We start from the raw sequence: 17,546 nt of genomic DNA on the forward strand, positions 1-17,546 counted from the left end.
CTCCCTTCTCTTTTGTCTTTAGGCTGATTTTCCTATTCCCATGCGGGCGGTGACGCGCTTTTAGAAGGGCGGGAGGGCAGAAAAATGAGAGTGTTATTCTTACTGTTTATCGTGTGTCCGGCAATTGAAATCGGCTTGTTTTTGCTGGCGGGAAAATGGCTCGGTATTTTTCCGACCTTCCTTCTCATCATTTTGACAGGCGTGTTAGGCGCCTTGGTGGCAAAAAGACAGGGAACCGATGTGTATCATCGGGTGATGCGCGACCTGCAGCACGGCAAAATGCCGGGGGAAGCGCTTCTTGACGGAATATGCGTCTTTTTCGGAGGCCTGCTTTTGATGCTTCCGGGTTTTCTGTCCGATATTGCAGGGGCCTGTCTTCTGATTCCGTTCACTCGGAACCGCATGAAGCCGCTTTTGTTCAAATGGCTGAGAGGAATGTCAAAAAATAAGCGGATCATTATCAAATAAAAACGGCAGCCTTCTTACAGGGCTGCTGTTTTTATTTGGACTGAACAGTAATATAGGCCCATATTTCTTTTAAAGCGCCCGTTGTGATAAAGGCTTGAATGAAAACGAGCAGCGCGGGCCCCGCAGCCAGTCCTAAAATTCCGAACAGTTTAAAGCCGGCAAACAGGGCGATTAAGGTCGCAAGCGGATCAAGTCCGATTGACTTGCTTAAAATTTTCGGCTCCGTCAGCTGGCGCTGAATGAGAACCACAATATATAAAATACCGAGACCGATCGCTTGAGGAAGCTGACCGGCAATGGCCAAATACATAATCCAGGGAACAAAGACCGACCCGGCGCCGAGATACGGGAGAAGGTCCACCAGGCCGATAAAAAAGGCGATGGTTGCCGCATGCTCAATCCCTAAAAGAAAAAGTCCGATAAAGACAATGATCATCGTGAAAAGGATGAGCACGGCCTGCGCCTTAATGAAACCTGCCATCGCTTTTTTCAGCTCTCCCGATACGGCCTTGGCGTTTGCTGAAACCCGTTCCGGAAGAATAGAATAAAGCAGCGCCTTCAACTTATGCCAGTCCTTTGTCATAAAAAAAGTCGCCAGCATTGCGAAAATGAAGACGGCAGCTGTATTGGGAAGGAAGGCAATCCATTTCGGCACCAGCTCCAAAAGATGTGAAAGCATCAGCCCCGCATTTTTAGCGGCTGTATCACCGAGGGTCTGAATATGCGTCACGATGGATGCCTGCTGATTGGTTTCCAGTCCGTTAAATAAGACGGTCAGCTCGTGGTACAATGGCTGAATGCGGGAAGTGAACAGCTCTTCGCAATACGTCATAAAGGCGCTAATATGGGGAGGGAGCGTTTTGGCCAGATAGGCGGTTCCCGAAATGATTTCCGCAACGAGAAATGTCGCCGCGCCAAGAAGAATAAGCAAAAAGAAGACCAGGACAATGACAGTATTGACTGACCGGGGCAGCCCCGTCAGTTTGTCCAGCCAGTCAACTACGGGAATGATCGCCGATGACAGAATAAGGGCGATCAGAAACGGATAAGTTAACGGAAATGAGGCGTAACCGGCCGCTAAAGCGCCGCCGGCCGCAGCGAGTACAAACAGCGCGCGGAAAAAAACAGTTGCATAGTGCGGGTTCACATCGATCCTCCTCTCGGTCGGCACGTCCTATTACATTAGTTTATTCTTCAAAAAAAAGGATATGAATACAGATATGATGAAAGAGGGTGCTTTCAGGATGTTTACACAGGCGAATTTATTTTTACTATTATTGCTGGCCATCGCATTGGTAGCCAAAAATCAGTCATTGCTTTTTGCCGTCGGCTTTCTCATTGTGATAAAAGCTGTCGGTCTTGATCAGAAACTATTTCCGGTTATTCAGTCAAAAGGCATCAACTGGGGGGTCACCGTCATTACAATCGCCGTTTTAGTGCCGATTGCCACAGGTGATATCGGTTTTAAACAGCTCGGAGAAGCGATGAAATCATATTACGCGTGGATCGCTCTCGGTGCCGGGATCGCGGTTGCCTTAATCGCCAAAAACGGTCTCACCTTATTGGAAAACGACCCTCATATTACAACGGCGCTGGTCATCGGCACGATACTTGCCGTCGCGCTTTTCGGAGGCGTCGCCGTCGGCCCGTTAATCGGCGCCGGAATCGCCTACTTGGCCATGCAAATCGTTAAAATATTCACTTCGTAGAGTAAAAAAGCGGCGTAAAGCTGCTTTTTTTTGCGGGAGAATTGCACTTGCGCATTTTGTAAGTCAGACAAATGCCATTTACATTATTCCGATGAATGAAGTGGCTTACCATGTAACAAAGAACTTCGGGATTGACGGCGCACATGGAGCGAAAACAGCGATTGCAGTAATTCCAATTGATGAATGGATTGAAAGGCTGATGGAATTTATGGGCCTGATACCAAAGCAAAACTTAAAATAAGCGGAGGCCCTTTCCTTCAATTTGAAAGTTTGTTAAATTTATAATGAGAATGAAAAAACACAATTCGGTTGGTAGTCCGGATGCATGATTTAAAATGTCAGTAACCTTCCCCTCCTCGGGATGTCCATCATTCTTCAGTAAATTTAGGAGGAGGGAATCGTTATGAAATTAACGGTTTACTACGATGGTCAGTTTTGGGTAGGAGTCATTGAAGTTGTGAATGATGGAAAATTAAGAGCAATTCGTCATTTGTTTGGACAAGAGCCAAAGGATTCAGAAATAATGCATTTTGTTAATAATCAACTTTTACAGACTCTCTCCCACACTGAACAAGAAGGGGTTTGTGTTAAAGCAAAATCTAAGAAATTAAACCCAAAAAGATTGCAACGACAAGCTTCTAAAGAGATGAAAAATATCGGGATATCAACTAAGGCACAAAAAGCGATAAAACAGGAGCTTGAAGCAAGAAAAGAAAAGAGAAAACAACTGAATAAAAAACAAAGAGAAAAAATAAAGGAACAAAAATATTTAATCAGAAAACAAAAAGCAAAAGAAAAGCATAGGGGCAAATAGTCGGAGAACCCGATGAAGCCTTCCGATTAAAAGTTGAGCGGCATCAGTTAGTTTCTTCGGAATGATTTAGAGAAAAAGAAGTATAAGTCAGAGCCCTTCTCGAGATGAGGAGGGTTTTTCTGCAATTTATTTAAATTCACTTACATCAGTAAATGAGTCAGTTTCAATTGTGAACGGCTTGATGAAGATATTTACGGACCGAAATCAGCAAATGCAGTCAAACGATTCCAGTCCATGTACGGCGTGACTGCTGACGGCATTCATGGGCCAAAGACAAAGATGAAAATCAGCGTTAAAGAAATAGGGAAAATTAGATAAAGAACGAAAAAAATTTCTAAATATAGTTGGATTGATATATTATTGAACCCTGCATATGTGATAACAATAGCAGCTTTAAATAGGTGTAACAGGAGGTAGATTACTAAAGAATCTAAGGTTAGTATTTGGGTTTTAATATTTGATTAGGGGGAAAGAATGCTATCACTTAATAGAGCTTTAAAATTACGTGATTTAGAAGTTTTTCGTGTGCTGAAAGATGGTAACATTTTATCTTACGTAATAATTGAAGATACTCGAAAGCCATTTACAGAAGAAGACAAAAAATTAGAACCATTATGTTATATGGACGAAGAAGATATTAATGCGATTTTAAATGTTTTTAAGATTTCAATTGTTAATGATGAAAAATTAAATGAAGATAATTCAATTTTTATAAGATCTTACTTTTCTGAATTTGTTAATCATACAAATTTAACGAATTTAATTATTAAAGAATATGTTCAAAAGGATTTATATAATTACGATGATGAAGATGACATCATTTTCTTTAATAGAATTTTACGTAGTATAGGATCAGATTATGTTATCAAAGAATTTGACGATATAAATTGGATTTATTTATCTCAAGATTGATTTCTTATTTAGATTTTAAAGGAGTACAGAAGATAATTTCTGTACTCCTTTTTAAGGCAAAAAATAGACTTCTAGTTTCTCTTTATAGCATAAATACAATTGACGAAAATCGTAAGTTCAGCACCCGCAAGGGGTGTATACAAGTGCTTTATTATCATGGATGTTCTATTTCCAAAATCGCTATCATTTTTTGTTATTTTCGGTTAATTAGGAAAATTGCGGTATTTTTTCGTTTACAGAAAATAAGAAATTAGTGGAAAATAAATCAAAAGAGGAGGAGGGGAATGAATGCATGGACCAGGTATTACCGTCTTCACATGTAGGCGTTAAAATTAACGAGTGGTACAAGATGATTCGTCAATTTAGTGTGCCAGACGCGGAAATTTTAAAAGCCGAAGTGGAACACGAAATAAAAGAAATGGAAGAAGACGAATATTTACTTATTTATTACTCTCTCATGACTTTTCGTCATCAACTTATGCTAGATTATTTAAACCCAGAAATAAAGTATAGGACTGATAGGCCAACCACCACAGAACTACTTGAGAAGATTGAGAAACCACAAAAAACACTTACCGGCCTCTTAAAATATTACTCACATTTTTTTCGCGGAATGTACGAATTTGATCAGAAGCAGTATGTAGAAGCAATTAATTTTTATCGTAAAGCAGAGATGGAAATTCATCATGTCTCTGATGAAATAGAACAAGCTGAGTTTCATTTTAAGTTGGCAGAGGCTTATTATAATATGAAACAAACGCACGTATCCATGCATCATATTCTAAAAGCGTTAGAAATTTATGATCGAAACCCGCTTTATACCGTCCGAAAAATTCAAAGTTTATTTGTAATTGTGGGTAATTATCTTGATTTTAAACATTACGAAAAAGGATTACAGCATCTTGAGGAAGCCTTGAAGCTTTCGCAAGAATTTGGTCATAAAAGGTTGATTTCCTCTGCTCTTTATAATTTGGGTGAAAGTTATCACTACATGGGACAAGAAGAAAAGGCCGAAGCGTATTTGAGACAAGCAATTGTGATTGGTGAAGAAATGAAATTGAGAACTCTGCCCCATTCATATTATTCACTTTCCATAGTATTATTTAAGCAAAAGAAAACAGCCGCGGCAGGCCAAGCTTTAAAAGAAGGTTTAAAAACAGCAGTAAAATATGACGACAATTTGTTTTGCTTATTAACAGAGTTTTTATATGTTTTATTTGCTGAACCGATTAACAAAGACAGCCTTGTAGAAATTTTAAGTAAGCTTGAAAATATTCATATGTATTCGTATGTCGAAGAGTTGACACTTTTAACAGCAAACTTTTTCAAAGGAATGAAGGACTTTGAAATGGCTACAATTTTTTATGATAAGATGGTGGAGTCTCAACTTCAAATACAGCGGGGGGATTGTTTGTATGAATATTAAAAAAGCAATTTGTTTCTCTGTCTCTGCTTTCGCTATTACGTTCGGTGTAATTGCTTTTGTAGGAAACACGACTCATCTTCATCATAATGCAGCCAAAACTGATAATGAGGTAATACAACTAGCTGCGCGACTGCAAACATGATTTAAAAGATGTGGCCTTTTTAGGGCTGCATCTTTTTTTGTCATGCATTTTCGATTTTTCTCTTTTTAGGCGGGGCTGCGGCTGCTGCATTACAAGCATGGTAACAGGTTATGTTACAAGGGTGATATTCGTTTGAAGTCCGCATAAAAATACAAAAGGATCGTTATATACACAAAAGCGAAATACGAAGTAACAACAAAGATATATATAAGAAAATTTGAGCCAACTAAAACCAAGACATGGATTTCTGAAGCTGATCCGAACATTGATTCAGTCGAGTAAACAAATTAACCCCCTTCTCCGGTAAAGAAGGGGGTTAAACTTGCGGTGAAGTTGTCGCGCCTGTCCTTTTAAAGTCTCCTCCAAAACTCCCCCAAATGAAAACATGAGAATACATGGTTTTACAAAGCGCCTGAAAGCAAACGATTAAATTTATCAACGAAAAGCCTTGATATATAAGGCTTTTAAAACATTTTTAGTTAAAAGTCTACAAATTAATCAGATTATTGTTTATAATAAGAATAGGCTTAAACTTAAATAAGCTTATAAGAATTTGTTATGTTCCTCTATAAGCATACTGGTTATGTAATCGCAACCATTGAAATGTAAGCATTTTCTTAAAGGGGAAAGGGATTGTTTGCATGACTCATTTTAAGTAAGCCGTATGTTTTATATACTCTTTAAAGGGGAATTTTGATTGAAAAGGAGAGGTTGAATATGACAGCAACACGCGGTCTTGAAGGGGTTGTAGCAACAACATCATCTGTAAGCTCTATTATCGACGATACCCTTACATATGTAGGGTACGATATTGACGACTTGACAGAGAATGCAAGTTTTGAAGAAATCATTTATTTGCTGTGGCATCTGCGCCTGCCGAATAAAACGGAACTTGCTGAACTGAAAAAACAGCTTGCGAAAGAAGCTGCCGTTCCACAAGAAATCATTGAGCACTTCAAATCCTATCCCCTCAATAACGTACATCCAATGGCTGCGCTCCGGACGGCGATTTCATTACTCGGTCTGACTGACAGTGAAGCCGATGTCATGAATCCGGAAGCGAACTACAGAAAAGCCATCCGTCTGCAGGCGAAAGTGCCGGGCATTGTCGCCGCTTTCTCAAGAATCCGCAAAGGACTTGATCCTGTTGAACCGAAGGAAGAGTATGGAATCGCGGAGAACTTCCTTTACACCTTAAACGGTGAAGAGCCTTCTCCGATCGAAGTGGAAGCGTTTAACAAAGCGCTCATTCTTCATGCGGATCACGAGCTGAATGCATCAACATTTACGGCGAGAGTATGTGTCGCCACCTTATCTGATATTTACTCAGGCATCACTGCCGCCATCGGCGCTTTAAAAGGACCGCTTCACGGCGGAGCCAATGAAGCCGTCATGAAAATGCTGACAGAAATCGGCGAAGTGGAAAACGCCGAGCCTTATATCCGCAGCAAAATGGAGAAAAAGGAAAAAGTAATGGGGTTCGGACACCGTGTGTATAAGCATGGAGACCCGCGCGCCAAACACTTAAAAGAAATGAGCAAACGCCTGACGAATCTGACGGGTGAAAGCAAATGGTACGAGATGTCAATCCGTGTCGAAGAAATCGTAACGTCGGAGAAAAAACTCCCGCCTAACGTTGATTTCTATTCCGCATCTGTATACCACAGTCTCGGCATTGATCACGATCTGTTCACGCCGATCTTTGCGGTCAGCAGAATGTCAGGATGGATCGCCCATATTCTTGAACAGTACGATAACAACCGCCTCATCCGCCCGCGCGCTGATTACACGGGTCCGGATAAGCAGACTTTTGTTCCGATTGATGAAAGAGCCTGATCAAACGGGAGGCTGGTGATTTTCATGTCGTTAGCCTCTTGTTAATCAAGCCCGGATTGGTTTACAATTTTGATAGAATCTTGAGAAAAGTCATTTTATTTTCTATACAAGAAAAATAAAATGTTTTCTAAATATGAATTACATACTGGGAGGTAATATTGTGTCACAAGGTGAAAAAATTACAGTCTCTAATGGAGTATTAAACGTACCAAATAATCCGATTATCCCGTTTATTGAAGGCGACGGCACAGGCCCTGATATTTGGAACGCCGCTTCTAAAGTATTGGAAGCCGCTGTTGAAAAAGCATATAAAGGCGAGAAAAAAATCACGTGGAAAGAAGTTTATGCCGGTGAAAAGGCTTATAATAAAACAGGTGAGTGGCTTCCTGCCAAAACGCTGGAAGACATCAGAGAGTACTTCATCGCCATCAAAGGTCCTCTGACGACACCGGTCGGCGGCGGTATCCGTTCTCTGAACGTGGCGCTGAGACAGGAGCTTGATTTGTTTACGTGCCTGCGCCCTGTCAGATATTTCACGGGAGTGCCTTCTCCGGTCAAACGTCCTGAAGATACGGATATGGTCATTTTCCGCGAGAATACGGAAGATATTTACGCCGGAATTGAGTATGCGAAAGGTTCTGAAGAGGTTGAAAAGCTGATCAGCTTCCTGCAAAATGAAATGGGTGTTAACAAAATCCGTTTCCCTGAAACGTCAGGAATCGGCATCAAACCTGTTTCTGAAGAAGGCACAAGCCGCTTAGTCAGAGCTGCCATTGAGTATGCGATCGAAAACGGCCGTAAGTCTGTCACGCTTGTCCACAAAGGAAACATCATGAAGTTCACTGAAGGGGCATTTAAAAACTGGGGCTACGAGCTTGCCGAAAGAGAATACGGAGATAAAGTATTCACTTGGGCTGAATATGACCGCATTGTCGAAAAAGACGGAAAAGAAGCGGCTGATAAAGCGCAGAGCGACGCGGAAGCGGCAGGAAAAATCATCGTCAAAGACAGCATCGCTGATATTTTCCTTCAGCAGATCTTGACCCGTCCGAGCGAATTCGACGTCGTGGCGACTATGAACTTAAACGGAGACTATATCTCTGATGCGCTTGCCGCTCAGGTAGGCGGAATCGGAATCGCGCCGGGAGCGAACATCAACTATGAAACAGGCCATGCGATTTTCGAAGCGACTCACGGAACGGCTCCTAAATATGCCGGCCTTGACAAAGTCAACCCGTCATCCGTCATCCTTTCAGGAGTGCTTCTTCTTGAACACCTGAACTGGAATGAGGCTGCTGACTTGATCATTAAATCTATGGAAAAAACGATTGCTTCAAAAGTAGTAACGTACGATTTTGCTAGATTAATGGACGGTGCAACTGAAGTGAAATGTTCAGAGTTTGGTGAAGAGCTAATCAAAAACATGGACTGAACCTAAAGCAGACTTCTAATGAAGCCAAAAAAGGAGAAGAGAATCATGGGAAAAACACGCAGTAAAGTTTCTGTTATCGGAGCAGGATTTACGGGAGCGACAACAGCCTTTCTTACAGCTCAAAAAGAGCTTGCAGACGTTGTGCTCGTTGATATTCCGCAATTAGAAAACCCGACAAAAGGAAAAGCGCTAGACATGCTCGAAGCAAGTCCGGTTCAAGGATTTGACGCGAAAATCACAGGCACGTCCAACTACGAGGACACAGCCGGTTCTGATATCGTCGTCATCACAGCCGGAATTGCGAGAAAACCAGGCATGAGCCGTGATGATCTCGTATCTACAAACGAAAAAATCATGAGAAGCGTCACACGTGAGATCGTGAAATATTCTCCTGACTGCATTATCGTTGTATTGACAAACCCTGTTGATGCGATGACATATGCGGTGTACAAAGAATCAGGCTTCCCGAAAGAACGCGTCATCGGACAATCCGGAGTGCTTGACACTGCGCGATTCAGAACATTCGTCGCTGAAGAATTAAACCTGTCTGTAAAAGATGTGACCGGTTTTGTTCTTGGCGGACACGGTGACGACATGGTTCCTCTCGTCCGTTATTCCTATGCGGGCGGCATTCCGCTTGAAACGCTTATCCCGAAAGACCGTCTTGATGCGATTGTAGAACGCACAAGAAAAGGCGGCGGGGAAATCGTCAACCTTCTCGGCAACGGAAGCGCCTACTATGCGCCTGCTGCATCACTGACTGAAATGGTAGAAGCCATTTTGAAAGATCAGCGCCGCGTGCTTCCGACCATCGCTTACTTAGAAGGCGAATACGGTCATGAAGGCATTTACTTAGGCGTACCGACGATTATCGGAGGAAACGGCCTAGAGCAAATCATCGAGCTTGAACTGACAGACTATGAAAAAGCGCAGCTGAGTAAATCAGTTGAATCTGTCAAAAACGTGATGAAAGTATTGTCATAAGAAAAAAGGGAAGGCTTCCGAATCAGAAGCCTTCCTCTTTTTACAATTAATGAAAGCGTTTTCTTTTTCCCTGAGCGATCCTTTCTCTGAAAATGATCAAAAAGGCGAATTGTCTGAACGGGCAGTATTGGATAAAATGAAATCATAAAGTGATATGCAGCACATAAAATAGAGAAAATTGGATGTCGGGGAAAATAGACAGCGGAGGGCGCAGCATGAACAAAAAAATTTTAGTTGTAGATGATGAACAATCTATCGTTACTCTTTTACAGTATAATCTGGAACGGTCCGGCTATGATGTCATCACCGCATCAGACGGCGAAGAGGCTCTGGAGCAGGCAGAGAATGAAAATCCGGATTTAATCGTACTGGATGTCATGCTGCCGAAAGTGGACGGAATCGACGTCTGTAAACAGCTCAGACAGCAGAAAATGATGGTTCCGATCTTGATGCTGACAGCAAAAGATGAGGAGTTTGATAAAGTGCTGGGACTGGAGCTCGGAGCGGATGATTACATGACAAAGCCGTTCAGTCCGCGGGAAGTCACTGCGCGGGTGAAAGCCATTTTAAGAAGGGCTGACATTTCTTCGCTGTCACAAGGCAGAGAAGAGGAAAAGGACGGGCAGATCCTCATCGGCGAGCTGAAAATTCTTCCGGAGCATTACGAAGCGTACTTTAAGTCAGAACAGCTGGAACTGACGCCTAAAGAATTTGAACTGCTTCTGTATTTGGGAAAACATAAGGGAAGAGTGCTGACGAGAGATCTTCTGCTGAGCGCGGTCTGGAACTATGATTTTGCCGGGGATACCCGGATTGTTGACGTTCATATCAGCCATCTGCGCGACAAAATCGAATCAAATACCAAAAAACCCATCTATATTAAAACAATCAGAGGTTTGGGGTATAAACTGGAGGAGCCAAAAATGAATGAATAAAGTCCGTGTGCGTCTGTTCGCTTTACTCGTTGTATGTATCATATTGGTTTTCAGTGTTCTCGGCCTTTTTTTACAGCAGCTTATTTCTTCATCCGCTGAAGAAAGAACGGCGGATCAGCTGAAAAAGGAATCGGTATACATAGCGGGCCTTCTTGACACCGGCCGAATTGGCAATAAAAGCAATGAAACGGTAATCCGTGATGCCGGCCGCACCCTCGGTATAAACGTCGCCGTGCTCAACGAGAAGGGTGACGCCGTATATCATTCCGGCAGTCATGCTGATGATTCAGCCGTAAAGGAGTTCATTTCTCACAATAAAAGTGAGGAAGCCGTACAGTCGAAAAGCAAAGTCATCCGCGGCACTGCCGTAAAAAATGACGCCGGGAAAATTGCGGGGTATGTACTCGTTTCCTCTGAGATCAACGGCGGTTCAAGCGTTGCCGGAGAAATGTGGGGCATGCTGGCAGCAAGTCTTTGTACCGCTTTTATCATTATCGTTTTCTTTTATACAAACATGACGTCCCGTTACAAAAAATCCATCGACGCCGCGACAAAGGTGGCGACGGAGCTGTCCAAAGGGAATTATGACGCCCGCTCCTACAGCGGTTACGCAAGGCGGTCGGACCGTCTCGGGCGTGCGATGAACAGCCTGGCGGTCGATTTAATGGAAATGACGAGAACGCAGGATATGCAGCGCGATCGTCTGTTAACCGTCATTGAAAATATCGGATCCGGTTTGATTTTAATAGACGGGCGAGGTTTTATCAATCTCGTGAACAGGTCATACACGAAGCAGTTTCATACAAAGCCTGAACGTCTGCTTCGGCGCCTTTACCATGATGCGTTTGAACATGAGGAGATCATTCGGCTTGTCGAAGACATTTTTATGACGGAGACGAAAAAATGCCAGCTGCTCAGACTTCCCATCAATATTGAGCGGCGCTACTTTGAAGTTGACGGCGTTCCGATCATGGGCCCTGACGATGAATGGAAGGGCATCGTCCTCGTCTTTCACGATATGACGGAAATTAAAAAATTGGAGCAGATGAGAAAGGACTTCGTCGCCAATGTCTCCCATGAACTGAAAACACCGATCACCTCGATTAAAGGATTTACGGAAACACTGTTAGACGGAGCGATGAAAGATGAAAAGGCGCTTTCAGACTTTCTGTCTATCATTCTGAAAGAAAGTGAGCGGCTCCAATCTCTCGTGCAGGATTTACTGGATTTATCCAAGATGGAGCAGCAAAACTTTACGATGCGCGTAGAGTCCTTTGACGCCGCAAAAATTCTGCATGAAATTGAGGCGCTTTTGCGGCATAAGGCTGCGGAAAAAGGCATCAGCTTTCAGCTCGATCTCCCGGAAGAGCCGATTTTTGTGACGGGTGATGCGCACAGGCTGAAGCAGGTATTTTTGAATCTGGCGAACAATGCCCTGACCTACACGCCTGAAAAAGGGACGGTGGGGATTTCGGTACATGTGAAAGAAACCGTTGTCGATATCAAAGTGTCCGATACGGGAATCGGCATTCAGAAGGAAGAGATCCCGCGGATATTTGAGAGATTCTACCGCGTGGATAAAGACAGAAGCCGTAACTCGGGAGGAACCGGGCTCGGCCTCGCCATCGTGAAGCACTTAATAGAAGCCCATGAAGGTAAAATCGAGGTCACAAGCGAGCCGGGACAGGGGACTGTATTTACCGTGACGCTGAAGCGGCAGCCGGAAGCGTGATCAGCTTTACAAAGGATTAACAATTTCTTCATGACCTGTTAAACCTATCTTGTTAGGATGTAACAGAACCCCTTCATCCAAGGAGCCAATTTTGACGGCGGGAACGTATTTTCTTGTTCCCGTCCTTTTTTGCGTTTTCACGGGGTTCGCTCATTTTCCTTTCAAATTGAACTTTGTTAAAATAAGAGAAGCTGTGAGATTAAAAAATAGAGGAATGACGAGCTTTTGCTCTTAGGAGGATATTGAATGACGGAACGAAAAAAATTAGTGCTTGTCGACGGAAACAGTCTGGCGTACCGGGCGTTTTTTGCATTGCCGCTTTTAAGCAATGAAAAAGGCATCCATACAAATGCCGTATACGGGTTTGCGATGATTTTAATGAAGATGCTGGAAGATGAAAAGCCGACCCACATGCTGGTGGCTTTTGATGCGGGAAAAACCACTTTCCGCCACAGCACGTTTAAAGAATATAAAGGCGGAAGACAAAAAACGCCGCCGGAGCTTTCAGAACAGATGCCGTTCATCCGCGAGCTCCTTGATGCCTATAACATCAGCCGCTATGAGCTTCCTGAATATGAAGCGGACGATATTATCGGCACGCTTGCCGTATCTGCTGAAAAAGACGGCTTCGAAGTAAAGGTAGTTTCGGGGGACAAGGACTTAACCCAGCTTGCAACCGGGAAAACGACCGTTGCCATTACGAGAAAAGGCATTACCGACGTGGAGGATTACACGCCGGAGCACGTGCAAGAAAAGTACGGTCTGACCCCTTTGCAAATCATTGATATGAAGGGATTAATGGGGGATTCATCCGATAACATACCGGGCGTCCCCGGCGTCGGAGAAAAAACCGCGATTAAGCTCTTAAAGCAGTTCCATTCGGTTGAGAAACTGCTTGATTCCATTGATGAAGTCAGCGGAAAAAAATTAAAAGAAAAGCTTGAAGAATACAAGGAACAAGCCCTGATGAGCAAAGAACTGGCGACGATTATGACAAATGCGCCGATTGAAGTCAAGCCCGAAGATTTAGATTACCAAGGGTTTGACCGTGAACAAGTTGTTGCCATTTTTAAAGACCTCGGTTTTAATACGCTTCTTGAGCGGCTCGGTGAAGAAAGCGGGGAAACGGCGGAAGAAAATTTTGAAGACATCAATGTCGAAACGGCAGAAGAAATCACCGAAGATATGCTCGTTTCGCCGTCCGCTTTGGTCGTCGAACAAATCGGTGATAACTATCACGAAGAACCGATCCTCGGCTTTTCCATCGTGAATGAAACAGGTCTTTATTATATTCCGAAAGAAATCGCCATTCAGTCTGAAGCGTTTAAATCTTGGGCTGAAGATGAATCGATGAAAAAGTGGGTGTTCGACAGCAAACGTTCCGTCGTCGCTTTGCGCTGGCAGGGAATTGAGCTGAAGGGAACGGAATTTGACGCGCTTCTTGCTGCCTACATTATAAACCCGGGCAACTCGTACGACGATGTCGCGAGCGTAGCGAAAGAATACGGGCTGAATATCGTTTCAAAAGATGAAGCGGTATACGGAAAAGGCGCAAAGCGCGCCGTTCCGGCTGAAAAAGAGCTTGCCGATCATCTCGCGCGGAAAGCGTCTGCCGTTAACAGCCTCCGTGACAAACTGCTGCACGCGCTGGAAGAAAATAATCAGCTTGAATTATATGAAGATCTCGAACTTCCGCTTGCGCTTATTCTCGGAGAAATGGAATCAATGGGCGTCAAAGTGGATGTTGAAAGACTGAAGCGAATGGGCGAAGAGCTTAAGGCGAAGCTGAAGGAATATGAAGAAAAAATCCATGACATCGCCGGTGAGCCGTTTAACATCAATTCACCAAAACAGCTCGGCGTCATTCTGTTTGAAAAGCTCGGCCTGCCGCCAGTAAAGAAAACAAAAACAGGCTATTCCACTTCAGCCGATGTCCTGGAAAAGCTCGCAGACAAACATGATATCGTCGCTTACATTCTGCAATACAGACAAATCGGCAAGCTTCAATCGACTTATATAGAAGGGCTGCTGAAAGTCACGCGCAAGGATTCTCATAAGGTGCATACACGGTTCAATCAGGCGTTGACTCAAACCGGACGCCTCAGCTCAACGGATCCGAACCTGCAAAATATTCCGATCCGGCTGGAGGAAGGGCGGAAAATCCGTCAGGCTTTCGTACCGTCCGAACCGGACTGGCTTATTTTCGCCGCCGATTATTCACAAATTGAATTAAGGGTGCTTGCGCATATTTCAAAAGATGAAAATCTGATCGAAGCGTTTACGAATGACATGGACATTCACACAAAAACCGCCATGGACGTGTTTCATGTCAGTGAAGATGAAGTGACACAAGCGATGCGCCGCCAGGCAAAGGCCGTCAATTTCGGCATTGTTTACGGCATCAGTGATTACGGGCTGTCGCAAAACCTCGGCATCACCCGGAAAGAAGCGGGCGCTTTTATTGACCGCTATTTGGAGAGCTTCCCGGGCGTCAAGGCATATATGGAAGAGTCGGTGCAGGAAGCGAAGCAAAAAGGATATGTCACGACACTTATGCAGCGCCGCCGCTATATTCCTGAGCTGACCAGCCGCAACTTCAACCTGCGGAGCTTTGCGGAACGGACGGCCATGAATACGCCGATTCAGGGAAGCGCCGCCGATATTATTAAAAAAGCCATGATTGACATGGCAGCTGAGCTGAAAGAGAAAAACCTGAAGGCACGATTGCTGCTTCAGGTGCACGATGAATTGATTTTTGAAGCGCCTAAGGAAGAAATTGAAATATTAGAGAAGCTGGTTCCTGAAGTGATGGAGCATGCTTTGGCATTAGACGTGCCTCTGAAGGCGGATTATGCTTCAGGGCCGTCTTGGTACGATGCAAAATAAACAGAGAAAAAGGAAGTGATGATTGTGCCGGAATTACCAGAAGTTGAAACGGTCCGGCGCACTCTGACCGGTCTTGTGAAGGGGAAAACGATTGAATCGGCGCATATCAGATGGCCGAATATCATCAAAAAACCCGCCGAGCCGGAGGAATTCGCGCGGCAGATTGCAGGAGAAACGATCCGATCCATCGGAAGAAGAGGAAAGTTTTTGCTTTTCCATCTGGATCATTATGTCATGGTGTCCCACCTTCGGATGGAGGGGAAATACGGTCTTCATCAGGCCGATGAGCCTGACGATAAACATGTGCACGTCGTGTTTCACATGACGGACGGAACACAGCTCCGCTACCGGGATGTCCGGAAATTCGGCACGATGCATTTGTTTGCGCCGGGAGAGGAACAGAATGCATTACCGCTTTCACAGCTCGGGCCCGAACCCGATGATGAAGCATTTACCGCTGCTTATTTAAAAGAGCGGCTTGCAAAAACGAACCGCGCGGTGAAAACAGCCCTGCTCGACCAAAAAGCGGTCGTCGGCCTCGGCAATATTTATGTCGATGAAGCTTTATTCCGGGCGCGGATTCATCCTGAGACAAAAGCGAACAGTCTGTCAGACGGGCAGATAAAAACGCTTCATACAGAAATTAAAGACACCCTTCAGGAAGCGATTGACGCGGGCGGGAGCACCGTCCGGTCTTATATCAATTCTCAAGGGGAAATCGGAATGTTTCAGCTCAAACATTACGTATACGGCAAAAAGGATGAGCCGTGCAAGTCGTGCGGCACGATGATTTCTAAAATCGTGGTCGGCGGAAGAGGGACGCATTTTTGCGCCCGCTGCCAAAAAAAATCATAAACTGAAGCTGTTCAAGCAGGCGGCAGCAGAATGAATTTTTTCTAACACAGTTGATGACCTTTCTCCATATATATATTGTGATTCACCCAATAGGCATATGTCACAATTGCCGATCAAGAGAAAGGGAGAAACGGATATGGAGATTGTTTCTTTGCTGCTTTTGGCTTTTGCTGTCAGCTTGGACAGTTTTTCAGTCGGGTTTACGTATGGTTTGAGAAAAATGAAAATCCCGTTCAAAGCGATTGCCGTGATCGCTTGCTGTTCAGCCTCTGTGATGTTTATATCCATGCTGATCGGCCATTTTCTGACAAAGATTTTTCCCGTATCCGTCACGGAAAAACTGGGCGGGCTGATCTTAATCGGAATCGGGGCATGGGTCATCTGGCAATTTTTTAAACCGGCTAAAGAGCCGGATTACTTATTGCATGAAAAAACGCTACTTAATCTTGAAGTGAAATCGCTCGGCATCGTGATTCACATTTTGAAAAAACCGACCAGCGCCGATATTGATCAATCCGGAACCATTAACGGAGTCGAGGCGCTTCTGCTCGGTATCGCCTTATCCATTGACGCGTTTGGCGCCGGGCTGGGAGCGGCCATTCTCGGCTTTTCTCCGGTTATGATGAGCGTGACTGTCGGGCTGATGAGCTCGCTGTTTGTTTCACTCGGCATAAACGCGGGGCATTTGCTCTCAAGATGGAATTGGATAGATAAAATGACATTTTTGCCGGGAGTCCTGCTGATTATCATCGGGATTTGGAAAATGTAAGAAGGAGTGGGCTTTTTGAGCTTGGTCATCGGTTTAACGGGAGGCATCGCAAGCGGCAAAAGCACGGTAGCGCGTATGCTGATCGACAAAAAAATAACAGTCATTGATGCGGATGTCATCGCAAAACAGGCGGTGGAAAAAGGAATGCCGGCTTACGGACAAATTGTGGAGGCATTCGGAAAAGACATCCTGCTGGAAAATGGCGATATTGACAGAAAAAAACTCGGTTCTATCGTTTTTACTGACGAACAGAAGCGTCTGAAGCTGAATCAGATCGTTCATCCGGCGGTGCGTGCGGAAATGCTGAAACAGCGGGATGAAGCCGTTGCGCGAAAAGAGCAGTTCGTCGTTTTGGATATACCGCTTTTGTATGAAAGCGGGCTTGATTATCTTGTCGGCAAGGTGCTCGTCGTCACCGTACCGGCAGACATTCAGCTCAAACGGCTGATGGAGCGGAATTCCCTTACAGAAGAAGAAGCGATGAGCCGGATAACGTCGCAAATGCCTTTAGCGGACAAAACAAAAAAAGCTGACGCCGTCATTGATAACAGCGGCAGTCTTGAACATACAAAGCACCAGCTTGAGGAAATATTGAGCGGCTGGGCATAAACAAACACCGTTCGGAAAGCCGAACGGTGTTTTTCTG

16 protein-coding genes and 2 pseudogenes are annotated in these 17,546 nt (G+C 44.3%); 17 read left to right on the forward strand and 1 reads right to left on the reverse strand.

The window, feature by feature from the left end:
- Positions 1 to 84 precede the first annotated feature (84 nt).
- Complete coding sequence (locus CXL14_RS09625) at positions 85 to 468, forward strand: FxsA family protein (protein WP_012118168.1); 384 nt, start codon at positions 85 to 87, stop codon at positions 466 to 468.
- Between the two features lie 31 nt (positions 469 to 499).
- Here the strand turns inward: CXL14_RS09625 and ytvI are convergent, their stop codons facing one another.
- Entirely contained in the window at positions 500 to 1,615 is a 1,116-nt protein-coding gene (gene ytvI, locus CXL14_RS09630; protein WP_022552837.1) for a sporulation integral membrane protein YtvI, read from the reverse strand.
- A gap of 97 nt (positions 1,616 to 1,712) precedes the next feature.
- Here ytvI and CXL14_RS09635 point away from each other — a divergent pair, with 97 nt between their 5' ends.
- From CXL14_RS09635 to coaE, 16 genes and pseudogenes are all read left to right on the forward strand, one after another.
- Entirely contained in the window at positions 1,713 to 2,177 is a 465-nt protein-coding gene (locus tag CXL14_RS09635) for a DUF441 domain-containing protein (protein ID WP_003152447.1), read from the forward strand.
- Between the two features lie 118 nt (positions 2,178 to 2,295).
- A pseudogene (locus CXL14_RS20650) lies at positions 2,296 to 2,462 on the forward strand (peptidoglycan-binding domain-containing protein); the annotation flags it as partial.
- A 118-nt stretch (positions 2,463 to 2,580) separates the two neighbouring features.
- Complete coding sequence (locus CXL14_RS09645; protein ID WP_014418619.1) at positions 2,581 to 2,991, forward strand: YjdF family protein; 411 nt, start codon at positions 2,581 to 2,583, stop codon at positions 2,989 to 2,991.
- Positions 2,992 to 3,174: 183 nt separating this feature from the next.
- Positions 3,175 to 3,309, forward strand: a pseudogene (locus CXL14_RS09650) (peptidoglycan-binding domain-containing protein); the annotation flags it as partial.
- A 156-nt stretch (positions 3,310 to 3,465) separates the two neighbouring features.
- Positions 3,466 to 3,903, forward strand: coding sequence for a hypothetical protein (locus CXL14_RS09655; RefSeq protein WP_053284942.1), 438 nt, complete (start codon positions 3,466 to 3,468; stop codon positions 3,901 to 3,903).
- Between the two features lie 292 nt (positions 3,904 to 4,195).
- Positions 4,196 to 5,329 (forward strand): Rap family tetratricopeptide repeat protein, encoded by a 1,134-nt coding sequence (locus CXL14_RS09660; RefSeq protein ID WP_014418617.1) that lies wholly within the window; start codon positions 4,196 to 4,198, stop codon positions 5,327 to 5,329.
- A complete protein-coding gene (locus tag CXL14_RS20175) occupies positions 5,319 to 5,471 on the forward strand; it encodes a hypothetical protein (protein ID WP_017418344.1) in 153 nt (50 codons plus the stop codon). Before CXL14_RS09660 ends, CXL14_RS20175 begins: the two co-directional genes overlap by 11 nt.
- A 717-nt stretch (positions 5,472 to 6,188) precedes the next feature.
- Entirely contained in the window at positions 6,189 to 7,307 is a 1,119-nt protein-coding gene (citZ, locus tag CXL14_RS09665; protein ID WP_003152453.1) for a citrate synthase, read from the forward strand.
- Positions 7,308 to 7,467: 160 nt separating this feature from the next.
- Positions 7,468 to 8,739 carry an NADP-dependent isocitrate dehydrogenase gene (icd, locus tag CXL14_RS09670; RefSeq protein ID WP_014418616.1) on the forward strand — a complete coding sequence of 424 codons (1,272 nt, stop codon included), beginning with the start codon at positions 7,468 to 7,470 and terminating at the stop codon, positions 8,737 to 8,739.
- Between the two features lie 45 nt (positions 8,740 to 8,784).
- The gene (gene mdh / locus CXL14_RS09675) at positions 8,785 to 9,723 is read left to right on the forward strand and encodes a malate dehydrogenase (RefSeq protein ID WP_003152455.1); all 939 of its coding nucleotides are present in this window, start codon (positions 8,785 to 8,787) and stop codon (positions 9,721 to 9,723) included.
- A 215-nt stretch (positions 9,724 to 9,938) separates the two neighbouring features.
- Positions 9,939 to 10,658 carry a response regulator transcription factor gene (locus CXL14_RS09680; RefSeq protein ID WP_014418615.1) on the forward strand — a complete coding sequence of 240 codons (720 nt, stop codon included), beginning with the start codon at positions 9,939 to 9,941 and terminating at the stop codon, positions 10,656 to 10,658.
- Positions 10,651 to 12,390: a two-component system histidine kinase PnpS gene (gene pnpS, locus CXL14_RS09685; protein WP_014418614.1), complete on the forward strand. Its 1,740-nt coding sequence runs from the start codon at positions 10,651 to 10,653 to the stop codon at positions 12,388 to 12,390. Before CXL14_RS09680 ends, pnpS begins: the two co-directional genes overlap by 8 nt.
- Before the next feature lie 246 nt (positions 12,391 to 12,636).
- Complete coding sequence (polA, locus tag CXL14_RS09690) at positions 12,637 to 15,276, forward strand: DNA polymerase I (RefSeq protein WP_014418613.1); 2,640 nt, start codon at positions 12,637 to 12,639, stop codon at positions 15,274 to 15,276.
- A gap of 24 nt (positions 15,277 to 15,300) precedes the next feature.
- Entirely contained in the window at positions 15,301 to 16,131 is an 831-nt protein-coding gene (gene mutM / locus CXL14_RS09695; protein ID WP_101287783.1) for a DNA-formamidopyrimidine glycosylase, read from the forward strand.
- Between the two features lie 136 nt (positions 16,132 to 16,267).
- A complete protein-coding gene (ytaF, locus tag CXL14_RS09700; RefSeq protein ID WP_003152461.1) occupies positions 16,268 to 16,900 on the forward strand; it encodes a sporulation membrane protein YtaF in 633 nt (210 codons plus the stop codon).
- Positions 16,901 to 16,915: 15 nt separating this feature from the next.
- Positions 16,916 to 17,509: a dephospho-CoA kinase gene (gene coaE, locus CXL14_RS09705; protein WP_014418611.1), complete on the forward strand. Its 594-nt coding sequence runs from the start codon at positions 16,916 to 16,918 to the stop codon at positions 17,507 to 17,509.
- The last annotated feature ends 37 nt before the right edge of the window (positions 17,510 to 17,546 follow it).

Origin of the sequence: Bacillus sp. SJ-10, from assembly GCF_002843505.1 — a bacterium.
GTDB lineage: Bacteria > Bacillota > Bacilli > Bacillales > Bacillaceae > Bacillus > Bacillus velezensis.

Coding starts and splice junctions, on each gene's coding strand:
- ytaF (WP_003152461.1), top strand. CDS start 16,268: ATGGAGATTGTTTCTTTGCTGCTTTTGGCTTTTGCTGTCAGCTTGGAC.
- pnpS (WP_014418614.1), top strand. CDS start 10,651: ATGAATAAAGTCCGTGTGCGTCTGTTCGCTTTACTCGTTGTATGTATC.
- citZ (WP_003152453.1), top strand. CDS start 6,189: ATGACAGCAACACGCGGTCTTGAAGGGGTTGTAGCAACAACATCATCT.
- CXL14_RS20175 (WP_017418344.1), top strand. CDS start 5,319: ATGAATATTAAAAAAGCAATTTGTTTCTCTGTCTCTGCTTTCGCTATT.
- polA (WP_014418613.1), top strand. CDS start 12,637: ATGACGGAACGAAAAAAATTAGTGCTTGTCGACGGAAACAGTCTGGCG.
- CXL14_RS09655 (WP_053284942.1), top strand. CDS start 3,466: ATGCTATCACTTAATAGAGCTTTAAAATTACGTGATTTAGAAGTTTTT.
- CXL14_RS09625 (WP_012118168.1), top strand. CDS start 85: ATGAGAGTGTTATTCTTACTGTTTATCGTGTGTCCGGCAATTGAAATC.
- CXL14_RS09680 (WP_014418615.1), top strand. CDS start 9,939: ATGAACAAAAAAATTTTAGTTGTAGATGATGAACAATCTATCGTTACT.
- CXL14_RS09660 (WP_014418617.1), top strand. CDS start 4,196: ATGGACCAGGTATTACCGTCTTCACATGTAGGCGTTAAAATTAACGAG.
- CXL14_RS09645 (WP_014418619.1), top strand. CDS start 2,581: ATGAAATTAACGGTTTACTACGATGGTCAGTTTTGGGTAGGAGTCATT.
- mdh (WP_003152455.1), top strand. CDS start 8,785: ATGGGAAAAACACGCAGTAAAGTTTCTGTTATCGGAGCAGGATTTACG.
- CXL14_RS09635 (WP_003152447.1), top strand. CDS start 1,713: ATGTTTACACAGGCGAATTTATTTTTACTATTATTGCTGGCCATCGCA.